Raw genomic sequence first — 15,480 nt, forward strand, 5'->3', positions numbered from 1 at the left:
GTTACATTTAGATCAATGCAGTTTGTGCCCGAGGCACAGCATTGGCTTGCAATTTAAAATAAAAACAATAACTCTATGGCGCATGTAAAGCCGAAAAAAAGCTTAGGCCAGCACTTTCTCAACGATCTGTCTATTGCAGAAAAAATCGTGGGGGCATTGCTTGATTCCGATCACAATCCTAACGTGCTCGAAGTAGGGCCTGGGATGGGTGTGCTTTCGGATTTTATGGTCGATCATGAAGGTGTGGACTCTTTGTTGTTGATGGATCTGGACAAGGAATCCATCGAATACCTCCATCAAAAGTACGACGGAAAAAATGTAGATATACTCTATGCGGATTTTTTGAAGCAAGACCTCATGACGCTCATGGGACAAAAGAGTTTTAGCATCATTGGCAATTTCCCTTACAACATTTCGTCGCAGATTTTTTTCAAAGTATTGGAGATCAAGGATCACGTGGATGAGGTCGTAGGGATGCTCCAAAAGGAAGTGGCTGAGCGCATTGCCTCCAAAGAAGGCAACAAGGATTACGGTATCCTTAGTGTGTTGCTGCAGGCATACTATGATATTGAGTATTTGTTTTCGGTACCGCCCAATGTGTTTACCCCTCCTCCAAAGGTCAATTCAGGCGTCATCAGGCTCCGTAGAAACAAGGTGACGAATCTTGGTTGTGACGAAAAGCTCTTCAAAAGAGTGGTGAAAGCGGGGTTTCAAATGCGTCGAAAGACCTTGCGCAACGCCTTAAAACCACTAAATTTACCGGATACGATCAGAGAGCAAGCGGTGTTTGACAAGCGTGCCGAGCAGCTGTCGGTCCAAGATTTTATAGTCCTCACCAAATTGATTGAAAGTAATGTCTGAGATCATGGATTTCGAACTGTCTAAAGAGTTTTTAGAGCGATTCACCGTGGCGGTGGAAAATCAAGAGGAGAGTTTTATCCAAGGTACTCTGGAGGGTGTTAACCCTGCAGATATCACCGAATTGCTAGAGGAGTTTGATGCAGAGGAATCCAAGTATGTCTTGGAATTGCTGGATCCTCAAGTTGGGGCTCGTGTGATTGTCGAGTTGGAGGAGGATATACAGAGCCGGTTTTTAGAGAATTTTTCGTCCGAAGAGACGGCTAAGTATATCGATAACTTGGATTCGGATGATGGTGTCAATATCCTCAATATCTTGCCGATCACCAAGCGAGAAGAGGTCATCGCTCAGGTAGAAAACGAAGAAAAGGCAGGCCATATCTTGGATCTCATGCGCTATGCGGATGATGTAGCGGGTGGACTCATGGGCAAGGAGCTTATCAAGGCCAACCACAATTGGACGATCCAGCGTTGCATCGAGGAGATCCGAAAACAAGCCGAAGATGTAAAAAAAATCTACTCAGTCTACGTAGTAGATGACAATGAAAAACTACTGGGCAAGGTGTCTCTTAAAAAAATCATTTTGTCCGAAGACAATGCCAAGATTGCTGATATCTACGACGAAGATATCGTGTCTGTCGAGACTTATGTCGAAGAAGAGGAGGTGGTCCAGATCATGCAGAAGTACGATTTGGAAGCTCTACCTGTAGTGAATGTAAGAGGTAATCTCGTAGGACGAATCACCATTGATGACGTCCTAGATGTCATCACCGAAAATGCCGAAGAAGACATCCAGCGGATGTCAGGTATCTCCGCGGACGTAGAGGATGATGACAGTGTATGGATCATCTCTAAGGCACGTTTGCCGTGGTTGGTCATAGGACTTGTGGGCGGGTTGCTAGGTGCGCGGTTCATCAGCTTGTTTGAAGCGGATATCGCCATTGTACCTGCGATGGCATTTTTCATCCCACTGATCACCGCGACCGGTGGCAATGTAGGGATACAGTCTTCGACTATAATTGTGCAGGGGTTGGCCAATTCGAGTGTTTTCAGTGACTCTATTTGGAAAAAATTGATAAAAATGATCATGGTAGCGGCTGTCAATGGTGTGATTCTCGCTTTGATTGTGTTTGGTATCGTGATTTTTTCTACTTCTGACCAAGCGATTGCGACCACCGTGAGTGTAGCACTCTTTAGCGTGGTGCTTTTGGCTTCCTTCATGGGTACCGTCACACCTCTTCTATTGAATCGATTTGGTGTCAATCCTGCGATTGCGTCGGGACCCTTCATTACTACCGCCAACGACTTGTTGGGACTAGGGGTGTACTTTTTTGTAGCGCATCAACTGTACGGATTGTAGTCTATTATATACATGAAAAAAATACTCATCATAGATGAAATGCACGCCAGTATCGGCGAGCGACTCACCCAAATCGGGTACGAATCGGACTATCTCCCGCAGATCTCGAGACAGGAGATCATCGACGCGGCAGATGAGTACATCGGTATGATAGTCCGTAGCAAAACTACGATCGATCAAGACCTGCTGTCTTCTAAGCCCAGTTTGAAATTTATTGCCAGAGCTGGAGCAGGTATCGACCAGCTGGACGTAGATTATTTGGACGAAAAATCCATCATGATAGTTAATGCTCCGGAAGGCAACAGGGATGCGCTGGGAGAGCATATGCTTGGCATGTTGCTCAGCCTATCCAATAACCTGCGTAAGGCAGATCGAGAGGTACGTAGCTATGTCTGGGATCGTGAAGGCAATCGTGGATTTGAAGTGAGTGGCAAGACCGTCGCACTTCTAGGCTATGGCTATATGGGGAGTGCAGTCGCGGAGAAGCTTTCGGGCTTTGGTTGTCGTGTGATTGCCTATGACAAGTACAAGACCAATTTTTCGGATCTCTACGTGGAGGAAGTGGGGCTTGAGGATGTTTTTGCACAAGCCGATATTTTTAGTCTTCATACCCCGCTGACCGATGAAACGCGCCAGTTGGTCGATGCTAGTTTTCTGAATCAATTCAAGAAAAGAATTGTTCTACTCAATGGTGCTAGAGGAGAGGTGATCTGTACCAAAGACCTTCTCGCCGCACTCAAATCTGGCAAGGTGACGCATGCTGGCTTGGACGTCTTGGAAAACGAAAAATTTGCAACGCTCACCACCGAGCAGCAGCAGGTCTATGCAGAACTCTTTGAGATGGAGCAAGTGTTGTTTTCTCCACACATAGGTGGCTGGACGATAGAGTCCTATGAAAATATCAATCGGGTTTTGGCCAAAAAGATCCATGCATTGGGGCTCTAAGAGGTTTGGCCTTGATCCAAAACATTTATTTTTGACACTTGGCTACAGCGCATGACATACTGAATCAATATTGGGGCTATGAGGATTTTCGTCCCATGCAGCTGGATATTATCGATTCGGTGATGGCAGGACAAGATACGCTAGCACTCCTCCCTACAGGTGGAGGAAAATCCATATGTTTCCAAGTTCCTGCCTTGATGCTAGACGGGATGTGCCTAGTGGTCTCCCCACTTGTGGCGCTGATGAATGATCAGGTTTATCAGTTGAAAAAGCGTGGAATCAAGGCTGCTGCTTTGTACTCGGGTATGCCACATCGTGAGATTGATATTCTTTTGGACAATTGTGTGCAAGGGCAGGTTAAATTTCTCTACGTTGCACCAGAGCGTCTCGGATCAGAGCTGTTTGTGGCACGTGTCAAGCAGATGAATGTCAGTCTGCTCGCCATAGACGAAGCGCATTGTATCTCACAGTGGGGCTATGATTTTCGTCCCTCCTATGCGGAAATAAACCAAGTTTACGAGTGGCTTCCGAATGTCAAACGGATTGCTTTGACGGCTACTGCTACGCATGCGGTCAAAGTAGATATTTGTGATAAGTTAGCATTCAAGGAGGTAGCGGTTTTTCAGAAGAGTTTTGCACGAAGGAATTTGTCGTACTCGGTATTTCAACTCGAGAATAAAGGACCTAAGATGCTGGAAATCCTCACGAATGTGAAAGGAAGTGCGATCGTTTATGTCCGTTCGAGAAAAGAAACCGAAAACGTCGCACGCTTCCTTTATCAGCACAATATCTCTTCGGATTTTTATCATGCAGGGCTAGCTCCTGAAGTGCGGTCGCGCAAACAGGCCGATTGGATCAACAACCTACGGCGTGTCATGGTGTGTACCAATGCTTTTGGGATGGGGATCGACAAGCCTGATGTACGCTGTGTCATCCATCTGGATCTCCCTGATTCGCTAGAGTCCTACTATCAGGAAGCTGGACGAGCAGGACGTGATGAGCGCAATGCCTTTGCCGTATTGCTCTATGGGTCGACAGATATCTATAACCTCCAGCGGAGCGAAGAGATGCGCAACCCGACTTTGACGTATCTCGAACGGATCTATCAAGCTTTGGCCAATTACTACAAGCTCGCTACCGGGAGTAGCGAATGGCAGAGCTTTGATTTTGATCTCAAGGAGTTCTCGTATCAATACAAGCTCCAAGCTATGGAGGTGCATCATGCCATCAAAAAGCTGCAGGAGATGGGTTTACTTCTGCTAACTGAAAATACGAGCAAGTCCAGTAGTCTCAAAATCAGCGCTAGTCCGAGTGAAGTGTATAAATTCAGTATTTCGCATGCCAAATACGAACCACTGATCAAGGCCATGCTTCGCTTGTATGGCGGAGGAATGTACAACGATTTTTTTAGCATCTCAGAGTTCGAATTGGCCAAGCTGAGTCAAGATGCCAAGAGTGAAGTGATCAAGAAACTCCATTTTTTGGAGCAGCACGATTTGGTAGTATATGATGCCATGAAAACCAAGCCTCAACTGACCTATTTGCTACCGCGACTTGAGCAGTCCGCTCTCAAGCGTTATCATCGACTGACCGAACCTCGGCAAGCCGTGATCAAGGAGAAGACTGAGGCGATGGTTGATTATGTCAATAACAATAAACTCTGTCGTACGAGGATTTTTCAGGAGTACTTTGACGAGCATGCCTACCTCAACTGCGGTGTGTGTGATGTCTGCATCCGTGCTAAAAAGGAGCAGGGTTTTGAGGGAGAATTGGACAAAGTCAAACGGGCGATTATGGCTAGTTTAGAGTCAGGTCCTCAAATGGTAAAGGTACTCAAGGGCCAAACTTATGGGTACAACGAGTTTGTGTTTGCTGAGGCACTTCGCAAGATGATGGATGATGGAATCGTGTTTGTGAGTGATGACTTGCAGGTAGAGCTCGTACCTGCGGCGGGATGATTACTTGTTGCGCTCGATGGTGAACTGCACGAGTTGTTCCAAAGACTGACGCGCCTCAGAATCAGGGAAAGTGTGTAAGATATCTATTGCTTCCTGACGGTAGCGATTCATGACTCCTTCTGCATATTCGAGTCCACCTTTTTCGATTACAAATCGAATGACTTCATTGACTTTTTTGGTGTTTTCGTTGTGCTTCTTGATGGTATTGATGATGCGTCTTTTCTCGGACCAGTTAGACTGATTGAGAGCATGGATCAGTGGTAGAGTCATTTTCTTTTCACGGATGTCGATCCCGAGAGGTTTGCCGATTTCTTGTGTCCCATAGTCGAAGAGGTCATCCTTGATTTGAAACGCCATACCGACTTTCTCACCAAATTCACCCATGGCGCGGACGGTATCGCTGTCTGCCCCTGTGGATGCCGCGCCGACTTTGCAGCATGCCGTGATGAGGCTGGCTGTTTTTTGTCGGATGATTTCGTAGTAGACCTCTTCGGTGATATCTAAGCGTTTGGCTTTTTCCATTTGTAGGATCTCTCCTTCACTCATCTCACGGATGGCTTCTGAGACGATTTTGAGCAAATCAAAATCTTCGTTATCGATGGAGAGTAGCATGCCACGAGAGAGTAGAAAGTCCCCAACCAAGACAGCTATTTTGTTTTTCCACAGTGCGTTGACAGAGAAAAAACCTCGGCGATAAGTTGACTCATCCACTACATCATCGTGTACGAGGGTGGCAGTATGGAGGAGCTCGATGAGAGAAGCGCCGCGATAGGTGGAGTCCTGAACCTGACCGACCGTAGAGGCCGTCAAAAAAACGAACATCGGACGCATCTGTTTGCCCTTCCGCTTGACGATGTAAGACATGATTTTGTCTAATAACATCACGTTGCTTTTCATGGATTGTCTGAACCTCTTTTCGAATTCAGTCATCTCATTTGCGACGGGTGCTTGTATGTCTTTAATCTTCAAAGCCATGATTTGGACACAATATTAACACAATGATGCTAATGATCTCCTCCCACGATTAATTATTTAATTAATTGATTGAATTCCCTAACATTAATTAGTTTGGGGAAGAAAATACAGAACGATTTATGTCGAGTGAAGAGGTGATTTTATGGCAATGCTATTTGTCCAAGGAAGGCGACATGTCCAATCGATTGGTTTGCTTTGCAGGGGCGCTTTTGGTTGTCTACAAGGGAAAACACACACGGGTGGATATGCCCTGGATTAGAAGTATGCAGGTGCAAGACAAGAAACTCATAATTGCTCTGGTGGCAGGTGGGATTGGAACTTCTTTGTCCATGATGGCTTTGGGATTGGGGTGGTATCATTATCAACTCAACCTTTTTAGTGTATTCTTTTTTTTCGGGTTGATGTACTGGGGATTTGTTGGGCAAAAAGCACTGGTCCTAGAAGAGAAGAATCACCAACACTTGTTTTTGTATTATCAGGTTCATCCTGAAGTCAAGGACATGATCCGCTTTGTCTATGAACTGCTGCGTACCCAGCAAAGGAAATCTGGGCAACTGATCTATCATCTGACGACTCATGAACATTGGCAGCAGCAGACTTGGGAGCCAAACTATCGTCACCCTTCGCTGGATGACGAAGGATTTATCCATGCTTCCCTTAGGGAGGAGTTGAGTACCTCGTATCAACTGTATTTTGATTCGAGTGTAGCAATGGTACTGCTAGAGATAGATCCGAGTCAGCTCAACGTACCACTAGAATGGGAGTATGTCGAAGCGAGACAAGCCTCTTTTCCGCATATCAAAGGAGTGTTGCCTAAGTCGAGTGTGCTTCAGGCCCTGGCCTTTGATGGAGAAGAAAAATTACAGGCTTTGTTGAGCTGAAGAACACCAGAAGGGGCGGGAAGCAGAGTACGACCTTATCGTTTGTGTTCGATACGACTTTGTTTTATTTTAGAAGCACGTGGAGTATATGCCACACGATTTTTCAATCACATCCATTATAGAAATGAAAGTTGCGATATTTAGTACCAAACCTTATGACAGGACCTATTTAGAAGAAATGAATCGAGAGCATCGGCATGAGTTGGTGTTTTTTGAACATACCCTAGATGCCGCTATCGTAGGGTTGATTCGAGGGTTTGATGCCGTCTGTGTGTTTGTCAATGACACAGTAGATGCTAAGGTCATAAGTGAGTTGGCGGCAAACGGCGTGAAGCTCATTGCTCTGCGTTGTGCGGGGTTCAATAACGTGGACTTGAAAGCCGCACAAGAGGCAGGGCTCAAGGTTGTACGCGTGCCTGCCTATTCTCCCGAATCGGTTGCAGAACATGCCGTGGCTCTGATACTCACGCTCAACCGCAAAACACACAAAGCATACAATCGCGTAAGAGATGGGAATTTTTCGTTGGATCACTTGATAGGATTCAATCTGTACGGTAAGACTGTAGGAGTGATCGGTACGGGTAAAATCGGAGCGGCTTTCTGCCGAATCATGAAAGGTTTTGGGTGTGAGCTATTGGCCTATGACATGTATCCATCAGAAGAACTCAAAACCATGGGGGTGAAATATGTGTCATTGGAGGAACTTTACGAAACATCAGATATAATCTCGTTGCACTGTCCACTACTCCCTGATACTCACCATATGATCAATCGTGAAGTACTGATAGAGATGAAGCCCAACGTCATGCTGATCAATACCAGCCGTGGGGCATTGATCAATACACAGGATATGATTGATGCGCTCAAAAAAGGAGAGATAGGTTATCTGGGTATAGACGTCTATGAGCAAGAGGAGAATTTGTTTTTTGAGGATCTATCGGATACTATCATCAAAGACGATATGATTTTACGTTTGATCAACTTTCCCAATGTGTTGATTACCTCACATCAAGCATTTTTGACGGACGAGGCACTCGAGGGTATCTCGACGACAGTGATGGATAACCTCACCAGCTATAGCAAAGGAGAGCCACTTGTCAATGAAGTGAAGGTGTAAATTGAGGAGAATGTGAGTTATTGTTCGACTTTGTCTTTGGGGTTGTTTCGCTCGATGCAGCCTTTCACTCTGAGGGCATCAGATATTTTGAGTAGGTCTACGATTTCATGAGGATACTCGTCCAAATTGGCATCTCGAAAATCCTCAATTTTGCTCAACACAGATTCGTCCTCTAAGTTCGAGATCCAGCTGATGAGAGATATTTTTCTTTGCTCAGTTGTCATGCTTTAAAGGTACTGCTTTTCGGAATTGAAAGCAATATCTACGTAGTTTGTCTTTGGTGAATTTTCGCAGAGATAGGCTGGTAGAAGATGGACTGATGAAGTTTTGAAGTGATTTGTAGAAATCGAGCGGTATCGCTTTCATGGCATGGGAGAGAGGGTATATTTGCAGTCCATGTGAAGCACCAAATTTAGAAACCGATGAAATGTCCATGTTGTTCTAAAAAGACCTATGCTGAATGTTGTGAGCCTATTATTCTCCAACAATCTGCACCGACAGCTTTGGCTTTGATGCGCTCGCGCTACACAGCTTATGCTGTGGGTCAAGCGAACTATTTGTACCAAACGACACATGCCTCGAAGAGGGCTCAGCAGACTGTGGATGAGCTGGCTCAATGGTCCACTGACAATACCTGGACCAAGCTTGAGATCATAGCAGTAGAGCACGGTCGTATTCATGACTCGCATGGTATCGTAGAGTTCAAAGCTTACTTTGCAGACGCCAAAGGACTCGAACAGGTATTGCATGAGCGCTCGTCGTTTTTGCAAGAGGAGGACGGGTGGTACTACGTCGATGGGGTGTTTGATCCCGAAGCGATCGACCTCACCAAAAAAGTTTCTCGAAATGACCCGTGCCCCTGTGGAAGTGGCAAGAAGTATAAAAAATGTTGTGCCTAGCCCATGGGGTTGGGCGTGTTGATTCACCGCTATTGTACCGTATATGAAAGTCTGTATTGCTGAGAAGCCGAGTGTCGCCAGAGAGATTGCTCATGTGATCGGAGCGAAAGATCGCCACGATGGCTATTTCGAGGGGAACGGCTATCAGGTGACCTGGACATTTGGACATTTTTGTACGCTCTATCCTCCAGAAGATTACAAGCCACATTGGAAGCGCTGGGACCTCAATACTTTGCCAATGCTTCCCGAGAGATTTGAGACCAAGGTCATGGATGACTCGGGGGTCAAAAAACAGTTTCAGACCATCAAGCGCTTGCTAGATCAAGCTGAAGTTGTCATCAACTGCGGGGATGCTGGGCAAGAAGGAGAGCTTATCCAACGTTGGGTGATCAAAGAAGCGGGTTTTGAGGGAGAAGTACAGCGCCTATGGATCTCTTCGCTCACGACAGAAGCCATCCGTACGGGCTTTGAGCAGCTCAAACCCGCTGAGGAGTTTGACAATCTCTATTATGCAGGTAGTTCTCGTGCGATTGGTGATTGGTTGTTGGGCATGAATGCTACGCGACTCTATACACTGAAGTATGGGGGATTCAAGCAAGTACTCTCTATCGGGCGTGTACAGACGCCTACCTTGGCGATGCTTGTCAACCGCTATTATGAAATCGAAAATTTTCAACCTCAGCCTTACTGGGAACTGCAGACGCTCTACCGTGAGACGAAGTTTAACCACACAGAGGGGAAGTTTTATACCAAAGAAGACGGGGAGAAGCTCCTCAACCGAGTCAATGGAGAGGATCTACACATCACGGGTGTGGAAAAGAAGGAGGGCAAAGAATATGCACCGAAGCTTTTTGATTTGACGAGTTTGCAGGTCTACTGCAACAACAAGTTTGGGTTTACCGCGGATGCGACCCTCAAACTCATCCAAGGACTCTACGAACGCAAAGTTGTGACTTACCCTAGAGTGGATACGACTTTTCTACCCAACGACATGTATCCCAAAGTTCCTGCAATCTTGCGAGGCATGACGAGCTATTCGGAGTTTACTCAATTGATACTGGACAAGACGATTCGCAAGTCCGCCAAGGTGTTCAACGACAAGAAGGTGACGGATCACCATGCGATCATTCCGACAGGGGAGGAGAAGTCATTGAGTGCCGACGAACAGAAAGTCTATGACATCATCGCACGGCGATTTTTGGCGGTTTTTTACCCAGACTGTCAGGTCGCCAAGACACAGGTCTCCGCTGAGGTAGCAGGGGTGCCTTTTGTCGCTACTGGCAAGGAGATACTCAAAGAAGGTTGGCGTGTGCTTTTCCCGAAAGGGAAAAAGGGAAGTGAGGAAGACGAGGACAACAAGGAGGACGAAGAGGATAACCTATTGCCGTCTTTTGAGCAGGGAGAGCACGGCCCTCACGAACCGACATTTGTCGAGAAGACCACCAAACCTCCCAAGAACTACACCGAGGCATCACTCCTACGAGCCATGGAGACAGCAGGCAAGCAGGTGGAGGATGATGAACTCCGTGACCTGATGAAAGCCAATGGAATCGGGAGGCCGTCGACTCGGGCCAATATCATCGAGACGCTGTTTCGTAGGAAGTACACCGAGCGACGCAAAAAACAGGTTGTGCCGACGCAGATGGGGATCCAGCTTATCGATACCATCCAAAACCAACTCCTCAAATCCGCAGAGCTCACAGGCCAATGGGAGAAACAGCTCAAAGAGATCGAAGAGGGGGAGTACAGTGCTAGGCAGTTTATTGTCAACATGAAAAAAATGGTGGATGAGCTCGTCTACGAGGTGAGGATGGAGACGGGCAAGCCGAGACTCGCTACGGCAGAAGAGATGAAGGCGGCCAAGAAATCCCCTGCCAAAACTGCAACTAAAGTAGGGCTGGTAGGCACACTTTGTCCCAAATGCCAAAAAGGACAGATCCTCAAGGGAAAACAAGGCTATGGATGTAGTCAGTGGAAGGAGGGCTGCAAATTGCGATTGCCCTTCAAGTACCTAGACAAAAAACTCACTGAGAAGCAACTACAGCGCTTGCTTGAAAAGAAGGCCACCACCAAGCTCAAGGGGTTTGTACGTGAGGGGGGAAAAGTTGATGGTATTTTGAAGCTGACTGATGGCTATGAGATCGAGTTTGAAGACAGATCTACAGCTCAGACGAAAAAGTCAAAGACCTCTGCCTCTACGGGTGAGGCAGAGATGCCAGTTTGTCCTAAATGTAAGCAAGGCACGCTAATCAAGGGGCAAACGGCCTATGGCTGTAGCCGTTGGAAGGAAGGCTGTGATTTTAGGTATGCTTACCAAGAACTCAAAGCCAATGCCAAGGGCCAACCCTTGACTAGAGCGCTCGTTCTACAGCTTTTGGGAGCGTAGGTAGTCTTGCGGCTCAATTTGCCATGAGCTTTTCGTTGAGACGTTCTATATCACGAATGATGCCCTTGAGGATCGTGGGTACAATGATTTTGTGAAAAGGGCGGACGGGTATGAAGTACAATCTCCCAAACCAATTGTTGAATTGTACAGTCGTAGAGATGGTTAGATTTTTGAGCGTCTTGTCAGAGGAGTGATTGTCAATCCACAGGGATACTCTAAAATTTAGATGTTTGTCATCTTCCCCCAGTACCACTTCGTGTGGGGTTTTATGAAGTACTTTGAAAAGCCCCATTTGTTCACCTGGCTCACAGTTGAAACGATTCAGCATTTGCTGTCTGGTCGTAGCATCTCCCGACGTTTTGAGCCCAATCAGTCCGACCAATTTGTTTCTCAGTTCGAACAGGTTTTCTACCCATTTGGGTCCAGCGCTGAAAAATGACTGCCCAATTTGTGTAGAATCGACGCGCTTAGTTTCGTCTACAAATGCACCTCGAAAACTATCGACATAGTCATAGTTGTATTCGCTTGTGCTCAGTATGGATTTTTGGGGAAGATCTGTTTTAGTGATTTTCATATCGTTTGTCAATTTTGCCTCCATACAAGCGGGGATCATTTGAACATGAGTACCAAGAAGAGTACTCCGATGATACCGAATAGGATGCCCCAATATTGCATTTTGATCCAGAAGAGGCTGTGATTGGTTTTGAGTTCGATCTCTTGTCCACTGGCTTTGTCAATGACAATTCTGCTCTGTTGCGCATTCCATTTTTTGCCCATGAACCAGCTGAACGCTCCGGCTATGAAAAAACTTAGTGAAAAGGCCCATTGAAAATGTGCTGCTGGCAACAATGCAAAGAGCAGTACAAATGCGAGTACTAATATTAAGACAGAGAGAATACCCTTTCCTGACCATACTATCATTCTAATTCTGTTTAGGTGTTGTGTGCCAAAGGGACGTGTTGATTTCAATCTCAAACACGACACAGTGGCGACTGGAAGGGAAAGTTAGTTGATCCCGTTGTATTGCCCATAAGGAGTTTCTACAAAATTTGATCAGTCGGACGGGTGTAGATTTCAGTAGCTAGACCCCACTCTATGTGCGTACAGTTTTTGATGTGTAAGGCCTTGTGTCTTGGGACTGAAAATGCAGGGAATGACGTTTTATTTCAAACCTAGGACAAGGTTTTTCTATAGAAGTTCATTGGAAGGATTGCCTGAATTCTACTGGGGAGAGTTGGGTTTTGCTTTTGAAGAGCTTGCTGAGAGATTGGGGGTGTTCAAAACCCAGTGCATATGCGATTTCGCTCACGGACAAGTCGGTAGTGGAGAGTTGTTCCTTTGCTTTTTGGATCAGCTTTTCATGGATGTGTTGCTGGGTGCTTTGCCCAGTGAGGGATTTGAGCAGGCTACTGAGGTAGTTGGGCGAGACGTGCAAGGCATCGGCGACATATTGTACCGTCACGATACCTCGACTGGCCAAGTTTTGTCCAGCATAGTACTCGTCGAGTACTCGTTCCAGTTCACCGAGGATTTGGTGATTGCTGATCTTGCGGGTGATGAACTGCCGTTGATAAAATCGCTCGGCGTAGTTGAGTAGTAGCTCGATCTGTGCGATGATGATGCGCTGACTGAAGGCATCGATCGTGGAGTCGTACTCTTGTTGGATGTTGTTGAATATACCTACGATGGTGTGCTCTTCCTTTTCAGAAAGAAACAGGGCCTCATGGATCGTGTAGCCAAAGAATTCGTGTTGCTTGATTTTGGTAGCCAAAGGCGTATGCCACAAGAAATTGGGATGAATCAGCAGCAGCCATCCACTCGGTTTCACCTTTGGGTTGGTGTTGGGTTCGATACTCAGGATCTGGCCGGGCGCAATGAAGGACATCAATCCTTCGTCAAAATCATATTCTTGCTGTCCATAGCGGAGTTTGCCGACATTGCGCTTGAGTCCTATCGAATAGAAGTTCATCAACCATCGTTCGCCGATGTGTTCGGGAAGCGTCTGGACCTGACTATAGTCTATCAGGCTGATCATAGGGTGCAAGGGACTAGACAAGCCTCTCACACGATGAAAGTCACTGATGCTTTCAATTTTTCGCAGTTTGTGTGTCATGACTGTGGGACTTAAGTGGTAGTTGAAACGGAGAACAGCTGTGCAAGTTGTGTTCGTAGGGATATCGATGAAACGAGCCGCTGTTGAGGGTCAGACGGATCCTTTCATCGATTTTAGTCCGGGGTGTTTTTAGACCAGCATGCCGCCGGATACTTCGATACGTTGGCCGTTGATCCACCGAGCGGCGTCCGAGCATAAGAATGCCACTACTCCACCGATGTCTTCTGCCTCACCGACTCGACCGAGCGCAGTGACGTTGGCAATGATTCCTCGTTTGGTTGGGTTGTCTCGGTTGGATCCACCACCAAAATCTGTAGCTATCGCTCCAGGTGCGACGACATTGGCAGTGATGCTTCTTGTTCCCAGCTCCTTGGCCAAGTAGCGCGTGAATACTTCGACGGCCCCTTTCATACTGGCATAGGCTGATGCCCCGGGGAAGGAGAAGCGGGCTAGCCCTGAGGAGATGTTGATGATTCGCCCTCCATCCCGAAGGTGAGGCAGCGCTTTTTGTGTCAAAAAATAGACGCCCTTGAGATGGATGTTGAACATAGCGTCAAACTGAGCTTCGCTCGTGTCAGCGAAGGACTGTTGCAGCCCCGTACCGGCGTTGTTGATGAGGAAGTCAAAGCGTGGTGAGTCGTACTGTTCGGAGAGGTAAGCCGTTACCTGCTCATAGAAGGCCGCAAAGGAAGAACTGTCACTGGTATCCAATGGTAGAGCCACAGCCTTTTGTCCCGTCTGTTCGATAGCTGCGACTACTTCGTCAGCAGCTGGTCGGTTGGAGTGGTAGGTCAGGATGAGGTCGATTCCTTGATGAGCGAGGTGGAGAGCCATGTCTCTACCTAGCCCACGGCTGCCCCCTGTCACGAGTGCAATTTTTTTTGTCATCTTTTTTGAATTTTGGTTTCTGCAAATCTCTACAGACTCCTATTCATCGATGTATCCAAATCTCTCCTTCTTGTAGCCAGATGGTGGGCATGACCTATACAAAGACACTGTTGGTTGTGGAGCAGCCCCAGTGTGCAATCAATTCGTTAATCTTTTATTCATCCTTGTAAAACAGGAGTAAGCTACTCGTGCGATCGTAAAGTGTTCGATCATTTTACCATAGTTGTCTCTTCATCAGGGATCGTTTTATCCATATATTCAAAATGTCACTTCTCCTGCTCGGACTACACCAAATTGGTGAGGAATGCTTCTTTAGTGATCCTCAGTTACTATGAAATCATCCAAGAGCCAGTGATTATCTTCTTTGACATAGAAGAATAAGAAAAATTTGTTTGAACGAAGACCACTAGACTGGAGGATATAATAAGGCACAGCCATGATGGCGCTTGATGTGCTTGAAAATGAAACCATCTCCATCAAACAGTTTTGAACTGAATCGGCACTAACATCAACAGCTATACCATCATCATTTTCCTCAACAAGCCGGCCTTTAATGCCATGTTCATACTCTAAATATTCTCTGTAGGAATGGAATTGCTCCTGATACAGCTTTCGCAATTCATAGGTTACAGAATCCTGAGACATTAATCCTGCGAGATTCATAGGGTTTGCAGCCTTTTTACAGCGCTGGATCAAGGCAGACTTGAAGTTCTCGGTTAATAAATTTGTCTTTGCAATAGAGTCCTGTAAATCAGCATGCATGTATTCTAAAATGTTCTGGGCAGCATTTTCTCTCCTTGATACACCACGCATTCGCCACTTGATATTTTCGTACAACCTCATACTTCGGTTACTCCGCTGATACCATTGATCTATGTTTTTATACGTATTGATTACAGTTCTTTTTAGTTGTGCTTGTTCTTGATTTTTCCAATGGGTGCTGTCCGGGGTGTAACTATAATTCGCAGAGTCCAAATGATCGTTTGGAGTGCATGAATAGCATAGCATTACACTCGCAATGAACGCAACGATTGTAAGGTGTTTTTTCATCTCTTTTTGTTTTTAGCGTAGTCTTTTTCTGTATTCGATACGGCCAGGTC

Annotated in this window: 15 protein-coding genes; 8 read left to right on the forward strand and 7 right to left on the reverse strand. The window is 46.3% G+C overall.

All coding sequences use genetic code 11. The annotated features are described in order from the left end of the window. The first annotated feature begins 75 nt into the window (after nt 1–75). From rsmA to BFP72_RS03000, 4 genes are read left to right on the forward strand one after another with little or no spacing between them, the layout of a single operon-like run. A complete protein-coding gene (gene rsmA / locus BFP72_RS02985) occupies nt 76–861 on the forward strand; it encodes a 16S rRNA (adenine(1518)-N(6)/adenine(1519)-N(6))-dimethyltransferase RsmA (RefSeq protein ID WP_099597690.1) in 786 nt (261 codons plus the stop codon). Then, nucleotides 854–2,218 carry a magnesium transporter gene (gene mgtE, locus BFP72_RS02990; protein ID WP_099597691.1) on the forward strand — a complete coding sequence of 455 codons (1,365 nt, stop codon included), beginning with the start codon at nt 854–856 and terminating at the stop codon, nt 2,216–2,218. The genes rsmA and mgtE overlap by 8 nt, the downstream gene beginning before the upstream one ends. Before the next feature lie 12 nt (nt 2,219–2,230). Next, nucleotides 2,231–3,163 carry an NAD(P)-dependent oxidoreductase gene (locus BFP72_RS02995; protein ID WP_099597692.1) on the forward strand — a complete coding sequence of 311 codons (933 nt, stop codon included), beginning with the start codon at nt 2,231–2,233 and terminating at the stop codon, nt 3,161–3,163. Between the two features lie 38 nt (nt 3,164–3,201). Beyond that, the gene (locus BFP72_RS03000) at nt 3,202–5,121 is read left to right on the forward strand and encodes an ATP-dependent DNA helicase RecQ (RefSeq protein WP_255397147.1); all 1,920 of its coding nucleotides are present in this window, start codon (nt 3,202–3,204) and stop codon (nt 5,119–5,121) included. Here BFP72_RS03000 and BFP72_RS03005 read toward each other — a convergent pair whose 3' ends face one another. Then, the gene (locus BFP72_RS03005; RefSeq protein WP_099597693.1) at nt 5,122–6,096 is read right to left on the reverse strand and encodes a polyprenyl synthetase family protein; all 975 of its coding nucleotides are present in this window, start codon (nt 6,094–6,096) and stop codon (nt 5,122–5,124) included. Nucleotides 6,097–6,215: 119 nt separating this feature from the next. Between BFP72_RS03005 and BFP72_RS03010 the strand changes: the two genes are divergently transcribed. Then, entirely contained in the window at nt 6,216–6,977 is a 762-nt protein-coding gene (locus BFP72_RS03010; protein WP_099597694.1) for a DUF952 domain-containing protein, read from the forward strand. Between the two features lie 124 nt (nt 6,978–7,101). Further along, complete coding sequence (locus tag BFP72_RS03015) at nt 7,102–8,094, forward strand: 2-hydroxyacid dehydrogenase (RefSeq protein WP_099600668.1); 993 nt, start codon at nt 7,102–7,104, stop codon at nt 8,092–8,094. A 17-nt stretch (nt 8,095–8,111) separates the two neighbouring features. Here BFP72_RS03015 and BFP72_RS03020 read toward each other — a convergent pair whose 3' ends face one another. Further along, the gene (locus BFP72_RS03020; protein WP_099597695.1) at nt 8,112–8,318 is read right to left on the reverse strand and encodes a hypothetical protein; all 207 of its coding nucleotides are present in this window, start codon (nt 8,316–8,318) and stop codon (nt 8,112–8,114) included. Between the two features lie 198 nt (nt 8,319–8,516). Here BFP72_RS03020 and BFP72_RS03025 point away from each other — a divergent pair, with 198 nt between their 5' ends. Next, nucleotides 8,517–8,993 carry a YchJ family protein gene (locus tag BFP72_RS03025; RefSeq protein ID WP_099597696.1) on the forward strand — a complete coding sequence of 159 codons (477 nt, stop codon included), beginning with the start codon at nt 8,517–8,519 and terminating at the stop codon, nt 8,991–8,993. Nucleotides 8,994–9,036: 43 nt separating this feature from the next. Further along, entirely contained in the window at nt 9,037–11,379 is a 2,343-nt protein-coding gene (locus BFP72_RS03030) for a type IA DNA topoisomerase (protein ID WP_099597697.1), read from the forward strand. A gap of 13 nt (nt 11,380–11,392) precedes the next feature. Here the strand turns inward: BFP72_RS03030 and BFP72_RS03035 are convergent, their stop codons facing one another. From BFP72_RS03035 to BFP72_RS03055, 5 genes are all read right to left on the reverse strand, one after another. Then, nucleotides 11,393–11,953 (reverse strand): DUF2867 domain-containing protein, encoded by a 561-nt coding sequence (locus BFP72_RS03035; RefSeq protein WP_158233256.1) that lies wholly within the window; start codon nt 11,951–11,953, stop codon nt 11,393–11,395. 35 nt (nt 11,954–11,988) lie between these two features. Then, entirely contained in the window at nt 11,989–12,300 is a 312-nt protein-coding gene (locus tag BFP72_RS03040; protein WP_099597699.1) for a hypothetical protein, read from the reverse strand. Nucleotides 12,301–12,577: 277 nt separating this feature from the next. Beyond that, complete coding sequence (locus BFP72_RS03045; RefSeq protein WP_099597700.1) at nt 12,578–13,492, reverse strand: AraC family transcriptional regulator; 915 nt, start codon at nt 13,490–13,492, stop codon at nt 12,578–12,580. Nucleotides 13,493–13,621: 129 nt separating this feature from the next. Next, complete coding sequence (locus BFP72_RS03050; RefSeq protein WP_099597701.1) at nt 13,622–14,380, reverse strand: SDR family NAD(P)-dependent oxidoreductase; 759 nt, start codon at nt 14,378–14,380, stop codon at nt 13,622–13,624. Nucleotides 14,381–14,692: 312 nt separating this feature from the next. Next, the gene (locus BFP72_RS03055; protein WP_099597702.1) at nt 14,693–15,430 is read right to left on the reverse strand and encodes a hypothetical protein; all 738 of its coding nucleotides are present in this window, start codon (nt 15,428–15,430) and stop codon (nt 14,693–14,695) included. Between the last annotated feature and the right edge of the window lie 50 nt (nt 15,431–15,480).

The sequence above is a fragment of the Reichenbachiella sp. 5M10 genome (assembly GCF_002742335.1).
Taxonomy (GTDB): Bacteria; Bacteroidota; Bacteroidia; order Cytophagales; family Cyclobacteriaceae; genus Reichenbachiella.